The organism is Pinisolibacter sp. DMC19, assembly GCF_056313985.1.
Window position 1 is genome coordinate 672838 of the sequence record NZ_JBQUZF010000002.1, and the last position, 12775, is coordinate 685612.

The 12775-nt window shown below is 72.3% G+C and carries 15 protein-coding genes and 1 pseudogene; 1 reads left to right on the forward strand and 15 read right to left on the reverse strand.

Annotated features, from left to right (window positions below; genetic code table 11):
• Nucleotides 1-18: 18 nt before the first annotated feature.
• The 4 genes from ACT53U_RS07540 to ACT53U_RS07555 are packed head-to-tail and all read right to left on the reverse strand — an operon-like array spanning nt 19 to nt 5906.
• Nucleotides 19-3900, reverse strand: coding sequence for a baseplate multidomain protein megatron (locus ACT53U_RS07540; protein WP_476153810.1), 3882 nt, complete (start codon nt 3898-3900; stop codon nt 19-21).
• Between the two features lie 4 nt (nt 3901-3904).
• Nucleotides 3905-4375 (reverse strand): NlpC/P60 family protein, encoded by a 471-nt coding sequence (locus ACT53U_RS07545; RefSeq protein ID WP_476153811.1) that lies wholly within the window; start codon nt 4373-4375, stop codon nt 3905-3907.
• 2 nt (nt 4376-4377) lie between these two features.
• Complete coding sequence (locus ACT53U_RS07550) at nt 4378-5259, reverse strand: DUF2163 domain-containing protein (protein WP_476153812.1); 882 nt, start codon at nt 5257-5259, stop codon at nt 4378-4380.
• Complete coding sequence (locus tag ACT53U_RS07555) at nt 5256-5906, reverse strand: phage distal tail protein, Rcc01695 family (RefSeq protein ID WP_476153813.1); 651 nt, start codon at nt 5904-5906, stop codon at nt 5256-5258. Before ACT53U_RS07555 ends, ACT53U_RS07550 begins: the two co-directional genes overlap by 4 nt.
• An 87-nt stretch (nt 5907-5993) precedes the next feature.
• On the opposite strand from ACT53U_RS07555, the gene ACT53U_RS07560 reads away from it, so the two are divergent.
• Nucleotides 5994-6251, forward strand: a complete 258-nt coding sequence (locus ACT53U_RS07560) for an HP1242/YdcH family protein (protein ID WP_476153814.1) — start codon at nt 5994-5996, stop codon at nt 6249-6251.
• Nucleotides 6252-6274: 23 nt separating this feature from the next.
• Here ACT53U_RS07560 and ACT53U_RS07565 read toward each other — a convergent pair whose 3' ends face one another.
• The 11 genes and pseudogenes from ACT53U_RS07565 to ACT53U_RS07615 form a co-directional block, all read right to left on the reverse strand.
• On the reverse strand, nt 6275-6868 hold the full coding sequence (locus tag ACT53U_RS07565; protein WP_476153815.1) for a phage tail tape measure protein: 594 nt from the start codon (nt 6866-6868) through the stop codon (nt 6275-6277).
• On the reverse strand, nt 6855-7037 hold the full coding sequence (locus tag ACT53U_RS07570; RefSeq protein WP_476153816.1) for a phage tail assembly chaperone: 183 nt from the start codon (nt 7035-7037) through the stop codon (nt 6855-6857). The genes ACT53U_RS07565 and ACT53U_RS07570 overlap by 14 nt, the downstream gene beginning before the upstream one ends.
• A 74-nt stretch (nt 7038-7111) precedes the next feature.
• A pseudogene (locus ACT53U_RS07575) lies at nt 7112-7450 on the reverse strand (gene transfer agent family protein); the annotation flags it as partial.
• An 11-nt stretch (nt 7451-7461) separates the two neighbouring features.
• A complete protein-coding gene (locus ACT53U_RS07580) occupies nt 7462-7875 on the reverse strand; it encodes a phage major tail protein, TP901-1 family (RefSeq protein WP_476153817.1) in 414 nt (137 codons plus the stop codon).
• A 14-nt stretch (nt 7876-7889) separates the two neighbouring features.
• The gene (locus ACT53U_RS07585; protein WP_476153818.1) at nt 7890-8291 is read right to left on the reverse strand and encodes a DUF3168 domain-containing protein; all 402 of its coding nucleotides are present in this window, start codon (nt 8289-8291) and stop codon (nt 7890-7892) included.
• Nucleotides 8288-8608: a phage head closure protein gene (locus ACT53U_RS07590; protein WP_476153819.1), complete on the reverse strand. Its 321-nt coding sequence runs from the start codon at nt 8606-8608 to the stop codon at nt 8288-8290. The genes ACT53U_RS07585 and ACT53U_RS07590 overlap by 4 nt, the downstream gene beginning before the upstream one ends.
• Nucleotides 8605-9180 (reverse strand): head-tail connector protein, encoded by a 576-nt coding sequence (locus ACT53U_RS07595; protein ID WP_476153820.1) that lies wholly within the window; start codon nt 9178-9180, stop codon nt 8605-8607. The genes ACT53U_RS07590 and ACT53U_RS07595 overlap by 4 nt, the downstream gene beginning before the upstream one ends.
• 143 nt (nt 9181-9323) lie before the next feature.
• Nucleotides 9324-10610, reverse strand: coding sequence for a phage major capsid protein (locus tag ACT53U_RS07600; protein ID WP_476153821.1), 1287 nt, complete (start codon nt 10608-10610; stop codon nt 9324-9326).
• 3 nt (nt 10611-10613) lie between these two features.
• Nucleotides 10614-11177 carry an HK97 family phage prohead protease gene (locus ACT53U_RS07605; RefSeq protein ID WP_476153822.1) on the reverse strand — a complete coding sequence of 188 codons (564 nt, stop codon included), beginning with the start codon at nt 11175-11177 and terminating at the stop codon, nt 10614-10616.
• Nucleotides 11178-11362: 185 nt separating this feature from the next.
• A complete protein-coding gene (locus ACT53U_RS07610; protein WP_476135498.1) occupies nt 11363-11551 on the reverse strand; it encodes a hypothetical protein in 189 nt (62 codons plus the stop codon).
• Complete coding sequence (locus tag ACT53U_RS07615) at nt 11548-12765, reverse strand: phage portal protein (RefSeq protein ID WP_476153823.1); 1218 nt, start codon at nt 12763-12765, stop codon at nt 11548-11550. The genes ACT53U_RS07610 and ACT53U_RS07615 overlap by 4 nt, the downstream gene beginning before the upstream one ends.
• Nucleotides 12766-12775 lie beyond the last annotated feature (10 nt).

Here is a 12775-nt window from a genome sequence, read left to right on the forward strand (position 1 = left end):
GTGGCCGGCGGCGCGGCGTCAGACGGTCAGCGTGGCGCGGCGCGCGGTGCCGGGGCCGAACTCCGGGTCGATCTGCGCGACCGTCACTGTGACGGCGGCGGGCGCCGATCCGAGGGCGGCGTCGCGCGCCGCCTTGGGCCAGAGCCAGCCGGGCGTCGTCGTCTCGGCCGAGGCGACGACCGTCGAACCGAGCGCGACCACGATCGACCAGCGCTCGGCAGAAGCCCCGAGCGGCACCTCGAGCAGCGCCCAGGAATCGGCGCCGGCGACGCGCGAGCGACGGACCCAGCCGAAGGCGACGTCGCCGCTCACGGCATCGACGTCCACCTCGAGATGCGCCGGGCACCACGGCTTCAGGCCGCGCGCCGAAGGCGTGGCGACGACGTCGACCCAGGTCGCGGCGGTCGGCGGATCGGCGGCGGGGCCGACCTTCAGCGTCACGGCGCGGCCGATGTCCTCGCGGCCGATCGGCAGCGTGATCAGCCGGTCGTCGAGCAGCACGAAGGCGCTGCCGGCGGGGATGATCGCGGCACCGGCATCGTCGGAGCCACCCTGCCGACGCAGGAAGCCGGAGAGCCGCCAGGTCGACGGCGCCACCAGCTCCGCCTCGCGGAACTGCACCACCTCCCAGTCACCCGAAGGCGCACGGACCGCGGCGCGGTTGGCGCCGTCGAGAACCAGGGCCTCGGAGGCAGCAGAGAGCGTGCCACCCGCGAGCCGCACGTCGAGCCGGGCGGCGAGGTCGAAGACCGCCGAGGGGCCGGGGGCGAGATCGGTCAGCGTCTCGCCGAGGATCGCCGGGCGGTCTACCGTGGCGATGGTCGCGATCGTCGCGACGTCTCGGACGCGGGCGACGGCGAGCGGCCCCGACCAGGGCGAGGCCCAGGCGGCGAGATAGGGGCGATGGATGTCGCCGTCCTCGCTCGGATGGGCGACGTCGACGACATGGACGATCGGCCGGCCGCGCACCGTGGCGAGGAGGCCGCCGCGGTCGCGCCTGCCACCGCGGATCGGCCGACGGGCGGCGGGATCGATGGTGCGGACCTCGATCAGCCGATCGGCACCGTCGGTCGCCGCTTCGACCATCACCCGCGTCGTCCGCCCCTCGATGGCGAGGGAGAGGACGTCGCCGGGCTCGATGTCGAGCCGGGTCGGAGGGAGCCGGATCTTCGCCGTGGTGCGGCCGGCCCAGAGGTCGGCGAGCCAGCCTTCCGCGAGCGAGCACATCGCCTCCACCGGTGCGACGACGGCGAGATCGGCCGAGGTCGAGCGCCGCGTTGCGCCGATGCGGCGGCCGGCCGTCACCGTGGTACGGCGATGGTCGAGCAGCGCGTCGGTGAAGGTGACGGAGATCTCGGCCGGCAGTTCCGTCTCCTGCGTGCGCCGGACCTCGACCACCGCGCCGCGCTCCGGCTCGACGAGGTCGTCGAGTACGATCGCGGCGTCGATCCGGCGGTCGCGGCCGGCGAAGCGGATCGCCGTGCCGACGTCGAGTGCGTCGATGCCGAAGGCGGCGAGCAGAGGCTCGAGCGCGTCGCGCGGCGACATGCGGCGATCGATGACGAAGCCGTCGACATGGCCGGTCACGGCGCGGAAGGCGACGTCGTCGAAGCCGGCCTCCGCCAGAACCGCGGCGATCAGCCCCTCGACCGACGTGCCGCCGAGCCGTCCGGTCAGCCAATGGCCGGTGACCCAGGCCGAGCCGTCGGCCCAGACCGACGCCGCACTCGGAAAGGCCGGATAGGGTCGCGCGTCCCAGGCCCATAAATGGATGCCGTCGAGGGCAACCATGCGTTTTCCCGAAGGCGACAACGGGTTGTGGCCGGGGTTCGCCGCCGGGTCCCAGTGATCGAGCACCGCCTCGAGGGTGCGGCGCTGGACGAAGTCGTCGCGCACGCCGGAGGAGAAGACGGGCAACCGCGCCTCCGCCGACTTGGGGTCGGGGAAGGCGGCGGGCTCGTTGGCGCCGAGATCGACGGCGGGACAGCCGAGTTCGGTCAGCCAGATCGGCTTCGACTTCGCCACCCAGGCGGTCGGTGTCGCCGAACGCACACCGCCGGGGCGGTCGTGATGGGCGTTCGACCACCAGCCGACGAGGTCCTTGGGGCGGAAGACCCAGTGCTCGCCATAGCCTGTATCGACGATCGGCGTGCGCGCCTGCGCCAGCCGCGCGGCGTCGGAGGCGTAGTACCAGTCGTAGTTCTCGCCGCCCTCGACGCGGGCGTCGAGATGGGCGCGATCGGTCGGCCGATCGGCGATCGCGGCATCGAGATGATCGCCGTCGCGCCAGTCGGTCAGCGGGAACCACGCGTCGATGCCGACGACGTCGATCGCCGGGCTCGCCCACAAGGGATCGAGGTGGAAGATCACGTCGCCCGAACCGTCGTCGGGGTGATGGCCGAACCACTCGCTCCAGTCGGCGCCGTAGGTCAGGATCGTCGACGCTCCCAGGACCGTGCGCACGTCGGCGGCGAGCGTGACGAGGGCTTCGACGAAGGGGTGGGCGCCCGTCGCGTCGCGCAGGCGGGTGAGGCCGATCAGTTCGGAACCGATCAGGAAGGCGTCTACGCCGCCCGCCGCCTTCGCCAGATGCGCCATGTGCAGGATCATCCGGCGGAACGACCATTCCGAGCCCGCGCTGCAGACGACGGCGTCGCCCGTGATCGAGAAGGCGGAGACCGCGACCGAACCGACGAAGGCGGCGATCTGCGTGCGGGCGGCCGCGGTTCGGTCGGCGCTCGACGGGCGGCCGGGGGCGGGATGGGCGGTGATGCGGCCGCGCCAGGGGAAGGCCGCCTGTTCCGCCCCGCCCCAGGGATCGGGCCGGCCGTTGCCGGGGGGAATGTCCATGGCGAGGAAGGGATAGAGCGTCACCTTCAGCCCGCGCGCCCGGATCTCGCGGATCGCCTCGACGATGGTCGCGTCGGACGGCGTGCCGCCCCAGGCGGGGCGACCGTCGACGTACGACACGATGCGGGCCTCGGCTCGCGAGAGGCCGGCGACCGACCAGGCCGGACCACCGGTGACGTTCTTCGCCGCCACCTCGACGCCGGGGCGCAGGCGGCATTCGCCGGCCCTGAGATCGTCGCCGAACCACGCCACCACCAGGGCGATGCGTTCGAGGTTGGGGCAGAGTTCGATCGCCTCGTCGAGGGCGGCGAGGAAGTCGGTGCGGGCGGTCGTGACGTGGCGGTTCTCGGCCGCCGAGACGCCGTCGGCGACCGCGGTGACGGGTGTCGTGCCGTAGCCGTGTTCGGTGGCGCCGGGGATGAAGGTCAGCGCGCGGACCTTGGCCTCCAGCGTGTCGACGACGCGGATCACCTCGAAGGTCAGCTGCGGGATGCGGTTACCCCATTCATCGAGCGGCAGGCGCTCGAAGACGACATGGGCGAGGCCGCGATAGGCCGGCGCGATGCCGCCCTGGCGGGCGAGGATCAGGGCGTCGGGCTCCTGATCCTCGTGACCCAGATGGATGCGCATGGTGACGGCGTCGAGATCGAGCAGCACGCCGTCGGCCCAGACGCGGGCGACGCGGTCGATCGGTCCCTCGCAGAGGCCGACGGCGAAATTGGCGAAGTATTTCCAGCTGGTCGAGGTCGACGAGCCGCCCTTGCCGCCACCGGTCTCCTGCACCACCGCCTGTTCCTCGTGGCGGGTCGCCCAGATCACCTGACCGGCGATGCGGACGCGGCCGAAGACGCGCGGGATCGGTTCGCCCTCGGTCGAGGCCTGGACGTCGAGATCGGCGAGGCGCGGGCCCTCGACGTCGCGCGACGTGCGGAGCAGCGTGCGGTCGATCACCGCGCCGGCGACGGCGCCGACCGCCTGACCGATGGTCGCGCCGATGCCGATCGCGCCGCCGAGCGCGGAGCCGGCGGCGGCGAGGAGAAGCGTGGCCATGGGATCACTCCGTGAGGGACGCGGCGTCCGGCCGGTCGAGGCCGGGGAAGGCGAAGGTGCGGGCGAGCCGGCGGCGCCACCAGGGACCGAGCGGGCTCTCGACCACCGCGGCGCCGTCGTAGGCGTGAACGAAGCGGGCGGGCTCGACGAGGACGCCGACGTGTTTCGCCGGCAGATCGGGCCGCCAACGGAAGAGCACGACGTCGCCGGGGCGGGCGTCGGTGAGCAGGACGGGGACGAAATGGCGTTCGCCGACCGCGGCGAGTGCCTCGACGCCGCCGGCCTCGGCCCATTCGGGCGCGTAGGGCGGCAGCGCTTCGGGCTCGTCGCCGTAGAACTCGCGCCACAGGCCGCGCACCAGACCGAGACAGTCGCAGCCGACGCCCTCGAGGCTGGCGCGATGGCGATAGGGCGTGCCGATCCAACGGCGTGCCGCCGCGACGATCGCGGCACGGGTGACGGGTTCGGTCGCCATCGTCACGACACCCAGGCGCCGCCGTCGTTGACGACGGCGCTCGCGGCCGGCGAAGCGACCAGGAAGTCGTTGCCGGGGATGTGGGGGAAGCCGCGGAAGGACCGCCAGTTGGCGAAGCGGTCGCGGCAGGTCTCGAAGCGACGGTCGCAGCCGGGGCGGACGGCGAGCGCGTCGCCGACGGCGAGGTCTCCGGCGATCGGCTGCCACAGATCGAGGACGACGCCGCGGGCATCGACCCCGTGGAAACGGATCTCCGAGGCGCGACCCGCGGCCGGGCCGCTCGAAACGGTCACGAGGCCGCGGTCGTAGTCGCCGGCGGTCGCCGCATCGAGCCCGGTGACGCGGACGCGATGGGCGTCGAGCACGGCGGCGACGGTGACGGCCGTCGCGACGATCGAAAGGCCGCAGCGCGCATCGCCGAGTTCGGCGTTGCAGCGATGCTGGAAGAGGCGGCCGCGGGTCTCGTCGAGGACATGGGCGAGCGAACGGATCTCGGCGGTGAAGGCGCCGTCGAGCCGGGCGATCTCTCCGAGCACGCCCTTGCGCATGGCGACGCGGCGGGTGGTGTCGGTCCAGTCGACGACGTCGATCGCGACGCGGGCGCCGTCCCACAGCCCCGCCTCGACGTCGGCGACGTCGATGGCGGCGGAGACCAGCGCGCCCTCCACCTCGAGCCCACCGACCGAGAGATCGGCCCGCGCCGTCGCCTCGGAGGCCGAGAGGCCGGTCGCGGCGGCGTGGATCACGCCGTCGAGGACGATGTCGCGGTCGTGGTCGGTGAAGCCGAAGACGGCGCCATCGGCGCGCGTCAGCCGCCAACAGGTGGCGAGCGTCGTCACGCCGCCGGCGAGGGCCGCGGCGAAGTCGGGCGAGAGCGTCTTCACGACACGATCTCCACGATCGGAATGGTCGGGATCTCGCCGGCGAGGAAGGCGGTCAGGTCGACCCGGATCTCGTCGGCATCGAATCGGGCCGGCACCAGGAACCGGAACCCGGCGGTGACGGCGGCCCCGGCGGGCGGGATCCGACCGGCGAGGAAGGTCACGCCGCCGTCGGTCTCGGAAACCGAGAAGTCGGTGCCGCGGGTCTTCTCCACCCCGGCCACCGCGACGCGCACGGTCGTCGCGACCGGCCGGGTGATCGGCCGGGTCCAGGGGCGCAGCGGCGCGCCATAGGTCTTGGCGAGCTGGAAACGCGCGGTCGCCCCGTCGCCGGTGCCGATCGGCTGATCGAGCGGGCCGGGGGCACGCGAGGGGAGCGAGGAGCGGTCGTCGAGCGGGTCGCGGAAGAGAAAACCGTGCAACCGACCGCGGCGCGCCTCGAAGAAGGCGATGACCTCGGCGAGGTCGTCGAGCGAGCGGACGCCGGAGCCGGCATCCCACCGCCGACGGCTTCCCGCCCAGCGGGCGTTGCGCACTTCGCGGCCCGATCCGAGCGCGACGATCTCGGTGCGGCGTTCCGGTCCGCCGGTCGCGCGAAGGGCGACGGCGAGCGGGAATTCCACCGCATCCACCGTGACGGTGTCGGTCATGAACGTGTCCCTCGGAACATTTGATTTTCCTCAACGACGGTCTCGCGCCGGATGGATAACCATCGCGATGAGGAGGACGAGAGCGAGATGAGCGTTCATTCTACCCACGACCTCACGGAGGAATTCCCCGAACATGCCGAGCGAATCCGTTCGCTCGTCCTGACCGACGGAAAGTTCTCCAAAGCTGTCCAGGCGTACGGCGACATCAATCTCGAGATCTTGCGGATCGAGAACGAGTTGGAGCCTGCCGCGGACGACTATCTCGAGACGTTGAAGAAGAAACGACTGCATCAACTCGACGAAATTCAGCAGGCACTCCTGCACACGGAACGCACCGGAACCTGAGCCCCTCCTCGTTGGGTCCGGTGTCAGAGCCCGCGCCGTCCCCGTCCGACGGCGCGGGCCAACATACTCGTCATCTGGGCCTCCGACCGGCGGAACGACGCCGCGTCCGGGGTGGTGACGTTGAAGGTGACATGGGTTGTCCCCGCCGTGTTCTGCGCGGCGATGCCGAGGCGACCGTCGGGGCCGCGGGCGAGAGGCATGATGGCCTCCGCCCCGGCTTCCCCCATCAGTCCCGTACCACCGCGCATCGGGAAATAGGTCGGCGTCGAGACGACGCCGCCGCTCGCGAAGGGCGTCACCCGCCCGGCCGAGAAGACGCCACCGTGCGAAAAGCCGAGCGCACCGACCAGTGAGCCGGCGAGTTTCGTCAGGCCCGAACCGATTCCGTCGGTCAGCGGCGACAGCGCCGCGTCGAGCGCCTTGCTCGACATGCGCTCGGCGACCGAGCGCAGCACGACGTCGAGTGCCTTGCCCTGGACCACCGCGCCCTTGAAGGCGGTGTTGAGCGACGAACCGACCGATTTCGACAGGCCGTCCATCTCGGAGAGCCTTTCGGACAGCGTCTTGGTGGTCTCGTCGAGCCCGGCGAGGGTGTCGGCGGCGTCATTGCTGGCCATGGGTCGTCTCCGGCGAAATGTCGGGGTGAAGGCGCATCAGGCGATCGAGGACGGAACGATCGGGCACGTCGGCCGCGGCTCCCGTACCGAGGGCGGCGGCGAGTTCGCGCGGTGTCATCGACCAGAAGGCCGTCGGCGACAGCCCCCAGCGGGTGAAGGCGAGACGCATCATCTCGTCCCAGGGGAAGGCGGCTCGTCCGCCCCCGGGACCGGCGGAGGGGACGCCGCGGCGTCTCCGTCGGGCGGTCGGGGGGCTTGCGCCCCCTCCCCCGTCTCGCCGCCGAAGGTCAGCGCGAGAAGGTCGGAGACGACGGCGACGGCGCCGAGCAATCCGCCTTCGACATGCATCGCAAATACATCTTCAGGCGTCGTCGGGGAGCCACCTCCGGTCAGGCCGGCGGCGAAAATCCGGGCAACGTCGCGGGCCGAGAGGCGACCTGCCGCGAAGCGGTCGGCGAGGCGGGCGAGATCGTCGACGGCGAAGGCCGCCTCGAGTTCGCAGAGCGCGCCGAGGGTCAGGCAGAGCGTGACCGGGCGACCGTCGACGATCGCCGCCACCTCGCCGCGACGGCGGTTGGCCATGTCGGTCGCCCTCAGATCGCGGTGAAGGTCAGGGCGCCGGCCGATTCGAGCGTCAGCTCGAAGGTCAGTTCGCCGTCGTGGGCGCCGGAGAACTCCAGCGCGGCGATCTGGAAGGCGCCGGCGATCACGCCGAAGTCGGGGATCACCACCTGCCAGGTCTTCAGCGCGCCGGAAAAGAAGGTCGAACGCACCGCGGCGTCGGAGGCTGCGTCGCGGAAGACGCCGGAGCCCGAGACATGGGCGCGGCGGACACCGGCGCCCGAGAGCAGTTCGCGCCAGCGATCGACGCTGTCGGCGGAGGTAACGTCGACCGTCTCCTCGGCAAAGGCGAGGCGGCGCGAACGCAGGCCGGCGACGGTGACGAAGGTGCCGTTGCCGGCATCGTCGAGCTTGAGGAGGAGGTCCTTGCCTCTCTGAACGGCCATGGCGATCTTCCCAATCAGACGGGTTCGAGGAGCGCGACGAAACGCACCACCGCCCGGGCGGTGACGCGGTCGCGCAGGATGGTGGTCTCGGTCGCATCACGGCGCAGCAGCGCGACGCGACGGCCGGCGGGCGAGAGATTGGCCGCGAGGAGCACTGTCTCGACCCGCTCGGCGATGCGGGCGGCTTCCGCCCGACCACCGGCGCGGGAGAAGATCTCGAGCGTCGCCCGCGCCTCCTCGAGCGTCGCGTCGACGCCCGATCGATCCCGCACCGTCACGTCGGCGACGACGAGGTGGGGGAAGACCGGGTCGCGCGGGGCGGCGTCGTGGATGCGGCTGCCGAGATCGGCGGCGAGCGTCGCGTCGGCACGCAGTGCGGCGAGCATCGCCGCCACGAGGCTCTGGGCGGCGCTCATCGGTTCTCCTCCTCGGCATCGACGATCAGCCGGGCACGGCGTTCGTCGAGATCGCGGGTGGCGTGGATGCGGAAGATCCGGTCACCGAGACGCAGACGGTCGCGGCTGGAGAGATCGGTCCGCCACCGCATCTCGATGCGATGGGTGACGCGACCGGTCTCGCCGCCGCCGGCCTCGGCCGAGGTGCCGCCACGCGGGTCGATCGCGGCGAGCACGGTGCCGCTCGCGGCCCACGTGGTCGAACCGTCGGCGGCGGTCGTGGCGCGTTCGATGGTCAGGCGATGGCGCAGGGCGCCGAGGGGGGCGGGCGTCGTCATGCGAGCCTCAGCGCGCGATAGGGAGCGACGAGGGCCTCGACCTGATCGGAAACGGAGGCCGGCACGACGCCGTAGCGCGCGCCTTCGCGGTTCTCGTACCAGCGGGCGACCAGCGTCATGATCGCCAGTTTCAGCGGCTGCGGCACCGAGATGCCCGAGGGACCGAAGCCGGCGACGAGGTCGATCTCGATGCCGTTCAGCACCCGCCCGGGCGTCGGGCCGGTGCCGAGCAGGGCGAGACGAGCGGGCTGCGAGGCGGCATCGAGCCGCCAGGCGACGGAGGAGAGAAGGTTCGGATGGCCGTCGGCGTCGTAGACGGTGATCGACGCGATCGAGCGCACCGGGCCGACGGGCAGATCGACCACGCCGTCGCGCGGCCAGGCGTCGAGATAGACCCGCCAGGTCTGGTCGACCAGGACGCGGCGGATGGCGGTCTCGACATGGAGGCGGGCGGCGACGATCAGCGCCGAGACGTAGTCGTCCTCGGCCGTCGTCTCGAGGCGCAGATGGGCCTTGGCGTCGGCGAGCGAGACGGGCTCGACCGCCGGGGGCGTGATCAGGAGAACGGTCATCGTCGACCTCGATCGGGGGGAAGGAGAGGCGAGACCCGGCGGCGGGGCGAGAGCGCCGCCGGGTCTCTTCGGCAGACCGGACCGGACGGGCGGACGGGGAGGAGCGTCCGGCCGGCGACGGCGGGGAGACCCGCCGCGGGCCGTCAGGCCGTGCCGAACTTCAGGAACTTGATGGCGTCGAAGTCCTGGACGCCGCCGCCGACGCGCTTGGTCGTGTAGAAGAGCACGTAGGGCTTGGCGGAATAGGGATCGCGCAGGACACGGACGCCCACCCGGTCGACCACCAGATAGCCGCGGCGGAAGTCGCCGAAGGCGATCGGGCAGGCGTCGGTCGCGATCGTCGGCATGTCCTCGGCCTCGACGACGGGGAAGTTCATCAGCGTCGCCGGCTGGCCCGCGGTCGCCGGCGGCTGCCACAGATAGTGGCCCTGACCGTCCTTGAGCTTACGGATCTCCGCTTGCGTCCGGCGATTCATCACCCAGCTCGCGTTCTGGCGATAGCCGGCGCGCAGGGCGTAGACGAGATCGACCAGCTTGTCGGACGGGTTCGACGACGGCAGGCCGCCGGCGACGCCGGTCGCGACGTAGCCGAGGCTGCCCCAGGCCCAGGAGGCGTTGTCGACGCGGCCGTAGGCCATGAAGCCCTTCGGCTTCGACACGCCGTCGCCGTTGACGAAGGCGGCGCCCTCCTGCTCGGCGAAGGCCTGTTCGACCTCGTCGGCGATCCACGCCTCGACGTCGATGGCGGCATCGTCGAGCAGCGCGCCGGTCGCCGCCGGCATGGCGTAGAGCTCCATCGTCGGGAAGGCGAGCTGCTGCAGCGTCTGGGTGGTGGTCTGGGCGCGGGCGCCGGTCTCCGCCACCCAGCCGACGGTCGCGCCGACCGGCGAATAGGGCTTGTTGAAGACGTTGCCGGAGACCTGCCGGTTGCCGGCGATGGCGCGGATCGGCGAGGCCTGCGACAGGCGCATCATCACCTGACGCTCGAGCTCGGGCGGGGCGACGTAGCCGCCGTCCGCCGAGGAGCCGGCCGACAGCGCCTTCTCCTCCAGCCGGGCGAGGCGGCCGGCATCGCCGGTGCGGACATAGGCCTCGAAGGCGGCCTTGCGGTCGAGATCGACGACCGAGGTCCCGGCCCCCTCGAGGCCGAGACGCGGACGCGCCGCCTTCAGCGCCAGCGTGTCGGCGCGGCGGCGGCCCTCGTCGACGGCGGCATCGAGGCGGGCGAGCTTCTCCTCGATCAGCGGATCGACGTGGCCGCGGCGCTCGATCTCGGCGAGACGGCGGTCGTTCTCCTCGCGCCAGCCGGCGTAGTCGCGCATGAAGCCTTCGAAGGCGCCGCCGACGTCGGCGTTCGGGGCGCCGCTCGGGGTCGCGGCCTTGATCTCCGGCGCCGGGCCGGTCTCGATGGGCATGTGGACTTCGGTCATGATTCACCTCTCGGGGTGGAAGAGCGCGGCGGCGCGCCGGATGATCGCCGTCAGGTCGGCGGCGGAGATGTCGCGGCCGAGCCCCCGTGCCGCCTCGACCGAGGCGACGCGAGCGGCGGGCTGCATCGGGAAGGTGACGAGCGAGATCTCCCACAGGTCGATCTCGGCGAGGCGGCGGATGCCGGAACGGGCGTCGCGGCGACCCTTGACGGCGCGAAAGCCGATCGACAGGCCGTCGAGGACGCCGCCGCGCATCAGCGCCAGCGCCTCGCGACCGCGGGCGACGTCGGTCAGGATGCGGCCGCGGACGAAGAGGCCGCGATCGTCCTCGCGGATCTCCAGCCAGCGGCCGATCGGTTCGGCCGGGTCGTGATGCCACAGCATCTTGACCCCGGCCGCACCGCGGCGGGCGAGCGTGGCGCGGAAGGCGCCGGGCTCGACCACGTCGCGGGCGAGGTCCTCGACGCCGAAGAGGCAGGCGTGGCCGGTGAAGGTGCCGTCGGCCTCGACGCGGTCGAGTTCGGCGACGAGGCGTTTCACCTCCGGCGCGGCGAGAGCGGTCGTCATGGTCACACCTCCCGAATGCGCGGGAGGCCCGCCCGGGCCGAGCGCGCGGCGAGCGCCTCGACGAAGCGGGCGAAGACGGCACGATGATCGGGGCGCGCGGACGGGCGGCCCGCGGCGAGGCGAGCGATCCAACGGGGCATGGGGTGTGGTCCTGTCGTGGAGGGGACGGGCGAGGCGCCGGCGCCTCAGTCCGGGTCGGCGAAGAGCCGTTCCAGCCGGGCGATCTCGGTGACGAAGTCCTCGAAGCGGCGGTTGGAGGCGGCGATCTCCTTCAGCGCCCAGACCAGCAGCGCCGAGGCGCCGCTCGCCCAGAGGAAGAGCGCGAGATGGCCGAGGTCGCCGCGTTCGGCGAAGGTGGTGGCGAGGTCGGTCATGCCGGCAGGCCCGGATCGGCCGAAGCGCGCGGGCCGTAGCCGGCGGCGGCGCGCTTCTCGTCCTCGGTGAGGAAGGAGGCGGTGCCGATGCGGTTCCACAGCGCCTCGCGTTCGAGCGCCAGGGCGTCGACCCGGTCGGTATCGACGTCGAGGCGCAGCCCGTCGCCGAAGAGCGGCGCGAGCCAGGCCTCGAGCGCCGCCGCGGTGCGGGCGACCAGCGGCATCACCGTCAGCCGCCAGAAGGCGCGGTTGGCCTCGGCATAGTTGGAATAGGTGTTGTCGCCGGGGATGCCGAGCAACATCGGCGGCACGCCGAAGGCGAGCGCGATCTCGCGCGCCGCCTCGCGTTTCGCCTCGACGAAATCCATGTCCTTGGGGCTGTAGCCCATCGCCTTCCAGTCGAGCCCGCCCTCGAGCAGCAGCGGCCGGCCGGCGTTGGCGGCGCCCTGGAAGCCCTCCTCCAGTTCCTTCTTCAGCCGGTCGAACTGTTCGTCCGACAGGTTGCCACCGGTGTCGGCGCGATAGACCAGCGCACCGGAGGGCCGCGCCGAATTGTCGAGCAGCGCCTTGGTCCAGGCCGAGGCCTGATTGTGGACGTCGAGCGCGGTCTGCGCTGCCTCGAGGGGGGCGAGACCGTAGTGGTCGTCGAGCGGGTGGAAGGTCTTCAGATGCAGGATCGGGCTCGGCCGGTCGGGGTCGACGCGGAAGCGCACCGCGCCCACGCCGGTGCCGTAGTCCCAGCCCTCCGGCCAGCCGTCGACGCCGACGCGGATGCGCATGCGGTCGGGTCTGAGCGCATGGAGCTCGCGTGGGGTCCCGTCGACGGCGACCAGTTCGACATATGCGTTGCCCGACACCGAGAGGTGGCCATAGACCTCCTCCATGAAGGCGCGGCCGGCCTGTCGCGGGTTGGGGCGGCCGAGGAGATCGAGCAGCGGATGGGTGGCGAGATCGCGGTCGTGATCCCACAGCAGCCACGGCACCGAGGCGGCCGCCTCGCCGACCAGACGCACGGCGCGGTGGACGATCGGGTTGCGCAGATAGCCGGCGCGGGCGAGCGTCGCATAGTCGCGCGCCGTCCACACCGGCCGGCCGAAGCTCTGCCAGGCGACGAAGGCGCCGGTCGCCGAGGCGCGCGTCTCGGGCGCGGCGGTCGGCCGAACGGGGCCGCCGACGGGGGTGGCCCGTCGCCGGAGACGATCGAAGAGAGACATGGGATCCTCG

Coding starts and splice junctions, on each gene's coding strand:
- ACT53U_RS07595 (WP_476153820.1), bottom strand. CDS start 9,180: ATGACCGTTCTCCTGATCACGCCCCCGGCGGTCGAGCCCGTCTCGCTC.
- ACT53U_RS07540 (WP_476153810.1), bottom strand. CDS start 3,900: ATGGCCACGCTTCTCCTCGCCGCCGCCGGCTCCGCGCTCGGCGGCGCG.
- ACT53U_RS07615 (WP_476153823.1), bottom strand. CDS start 12,765: ATGTCTCTCTTCGATCGTCTCCGGCGACGGGCCACCCCCGTCGGCGGC.
- ACT53U_RS07580 (WP_476153817.1), bottom strand. CDS start 7,875: ATGGCCGTTCAGAGAGGCAAGGACCTCCTCCTCAAGCTCGACGATGCC.
- ACT53U_RS07570 (WP_476153816.1), bottom strand. CDS start 7,037: ATGCGTCTCGCCTTCACCCGCTGGGGGCTGTCGCCGACGGCCTTCTGG.
- ACT53U_RS07555 (WP_476153813.1), bottom strand. CDS start 5,906: ATGACCGACACCGTCACGGTGGATGCGGTGGAATTCCCGCTCGCCGTC.
- ACT53U_RS07605 (WP_476153822.1), bottom strand. CDS start 11,177: ATGACGACCGCTCTCGCCGCGCCGGAGGTGAAACGCCTCGTCGCCGAA.
- ACT53U_RS07590 (WP_476153819.1), bottom strand. CDS start 8,608: ATGACGACGCCCGCCCCCCTCGGCGCCCTGCGCCATCGCCTGACCATC.
- ACT53U_RS07610 (WP_476135498.1), bottom strand. CDS start 11,551: ATGACCGACCTCGCCACCACCTTCGCCGAACGCGGCGACCTCGGCCAT.
- ACT53U_RS07565 (WP_476153815.1), bottom strand. CDS start 6,868: ATGGCCAGCAATGACGCCGCCGACACCCTCGCCGGGCTCGACGAGACC.
- ACT53U_RS07585 (WP_476153818.1), bottom strand. CDS start 8,291: ATGAGCGCCGCCCAGAGCCTCGTGGCGGCGATGCTCGCCGCACTGCGT.
- ACT53U_RS07545 (WP_476153811.1), bottom strand. CDS start 4,375: ATGGCGACCGAACCCGTCACCCGTGCCGCGATCGTCGCGGCGGCACGC.
- ACT53U_RS07560 (WP_476153814.1), top strand. CDS start 5,994: ATGAGCGTTCATTCTACCCACGACCTCACGGAGGAATTCCCCGAACAT.
- ACT53U_RS07600 (WP_476153821.1), bottom strand. CDS start 10,610: ATGACCGAAGTCCACATGCCCATCGAGACCGGCCCGGCGCCGGAGATC.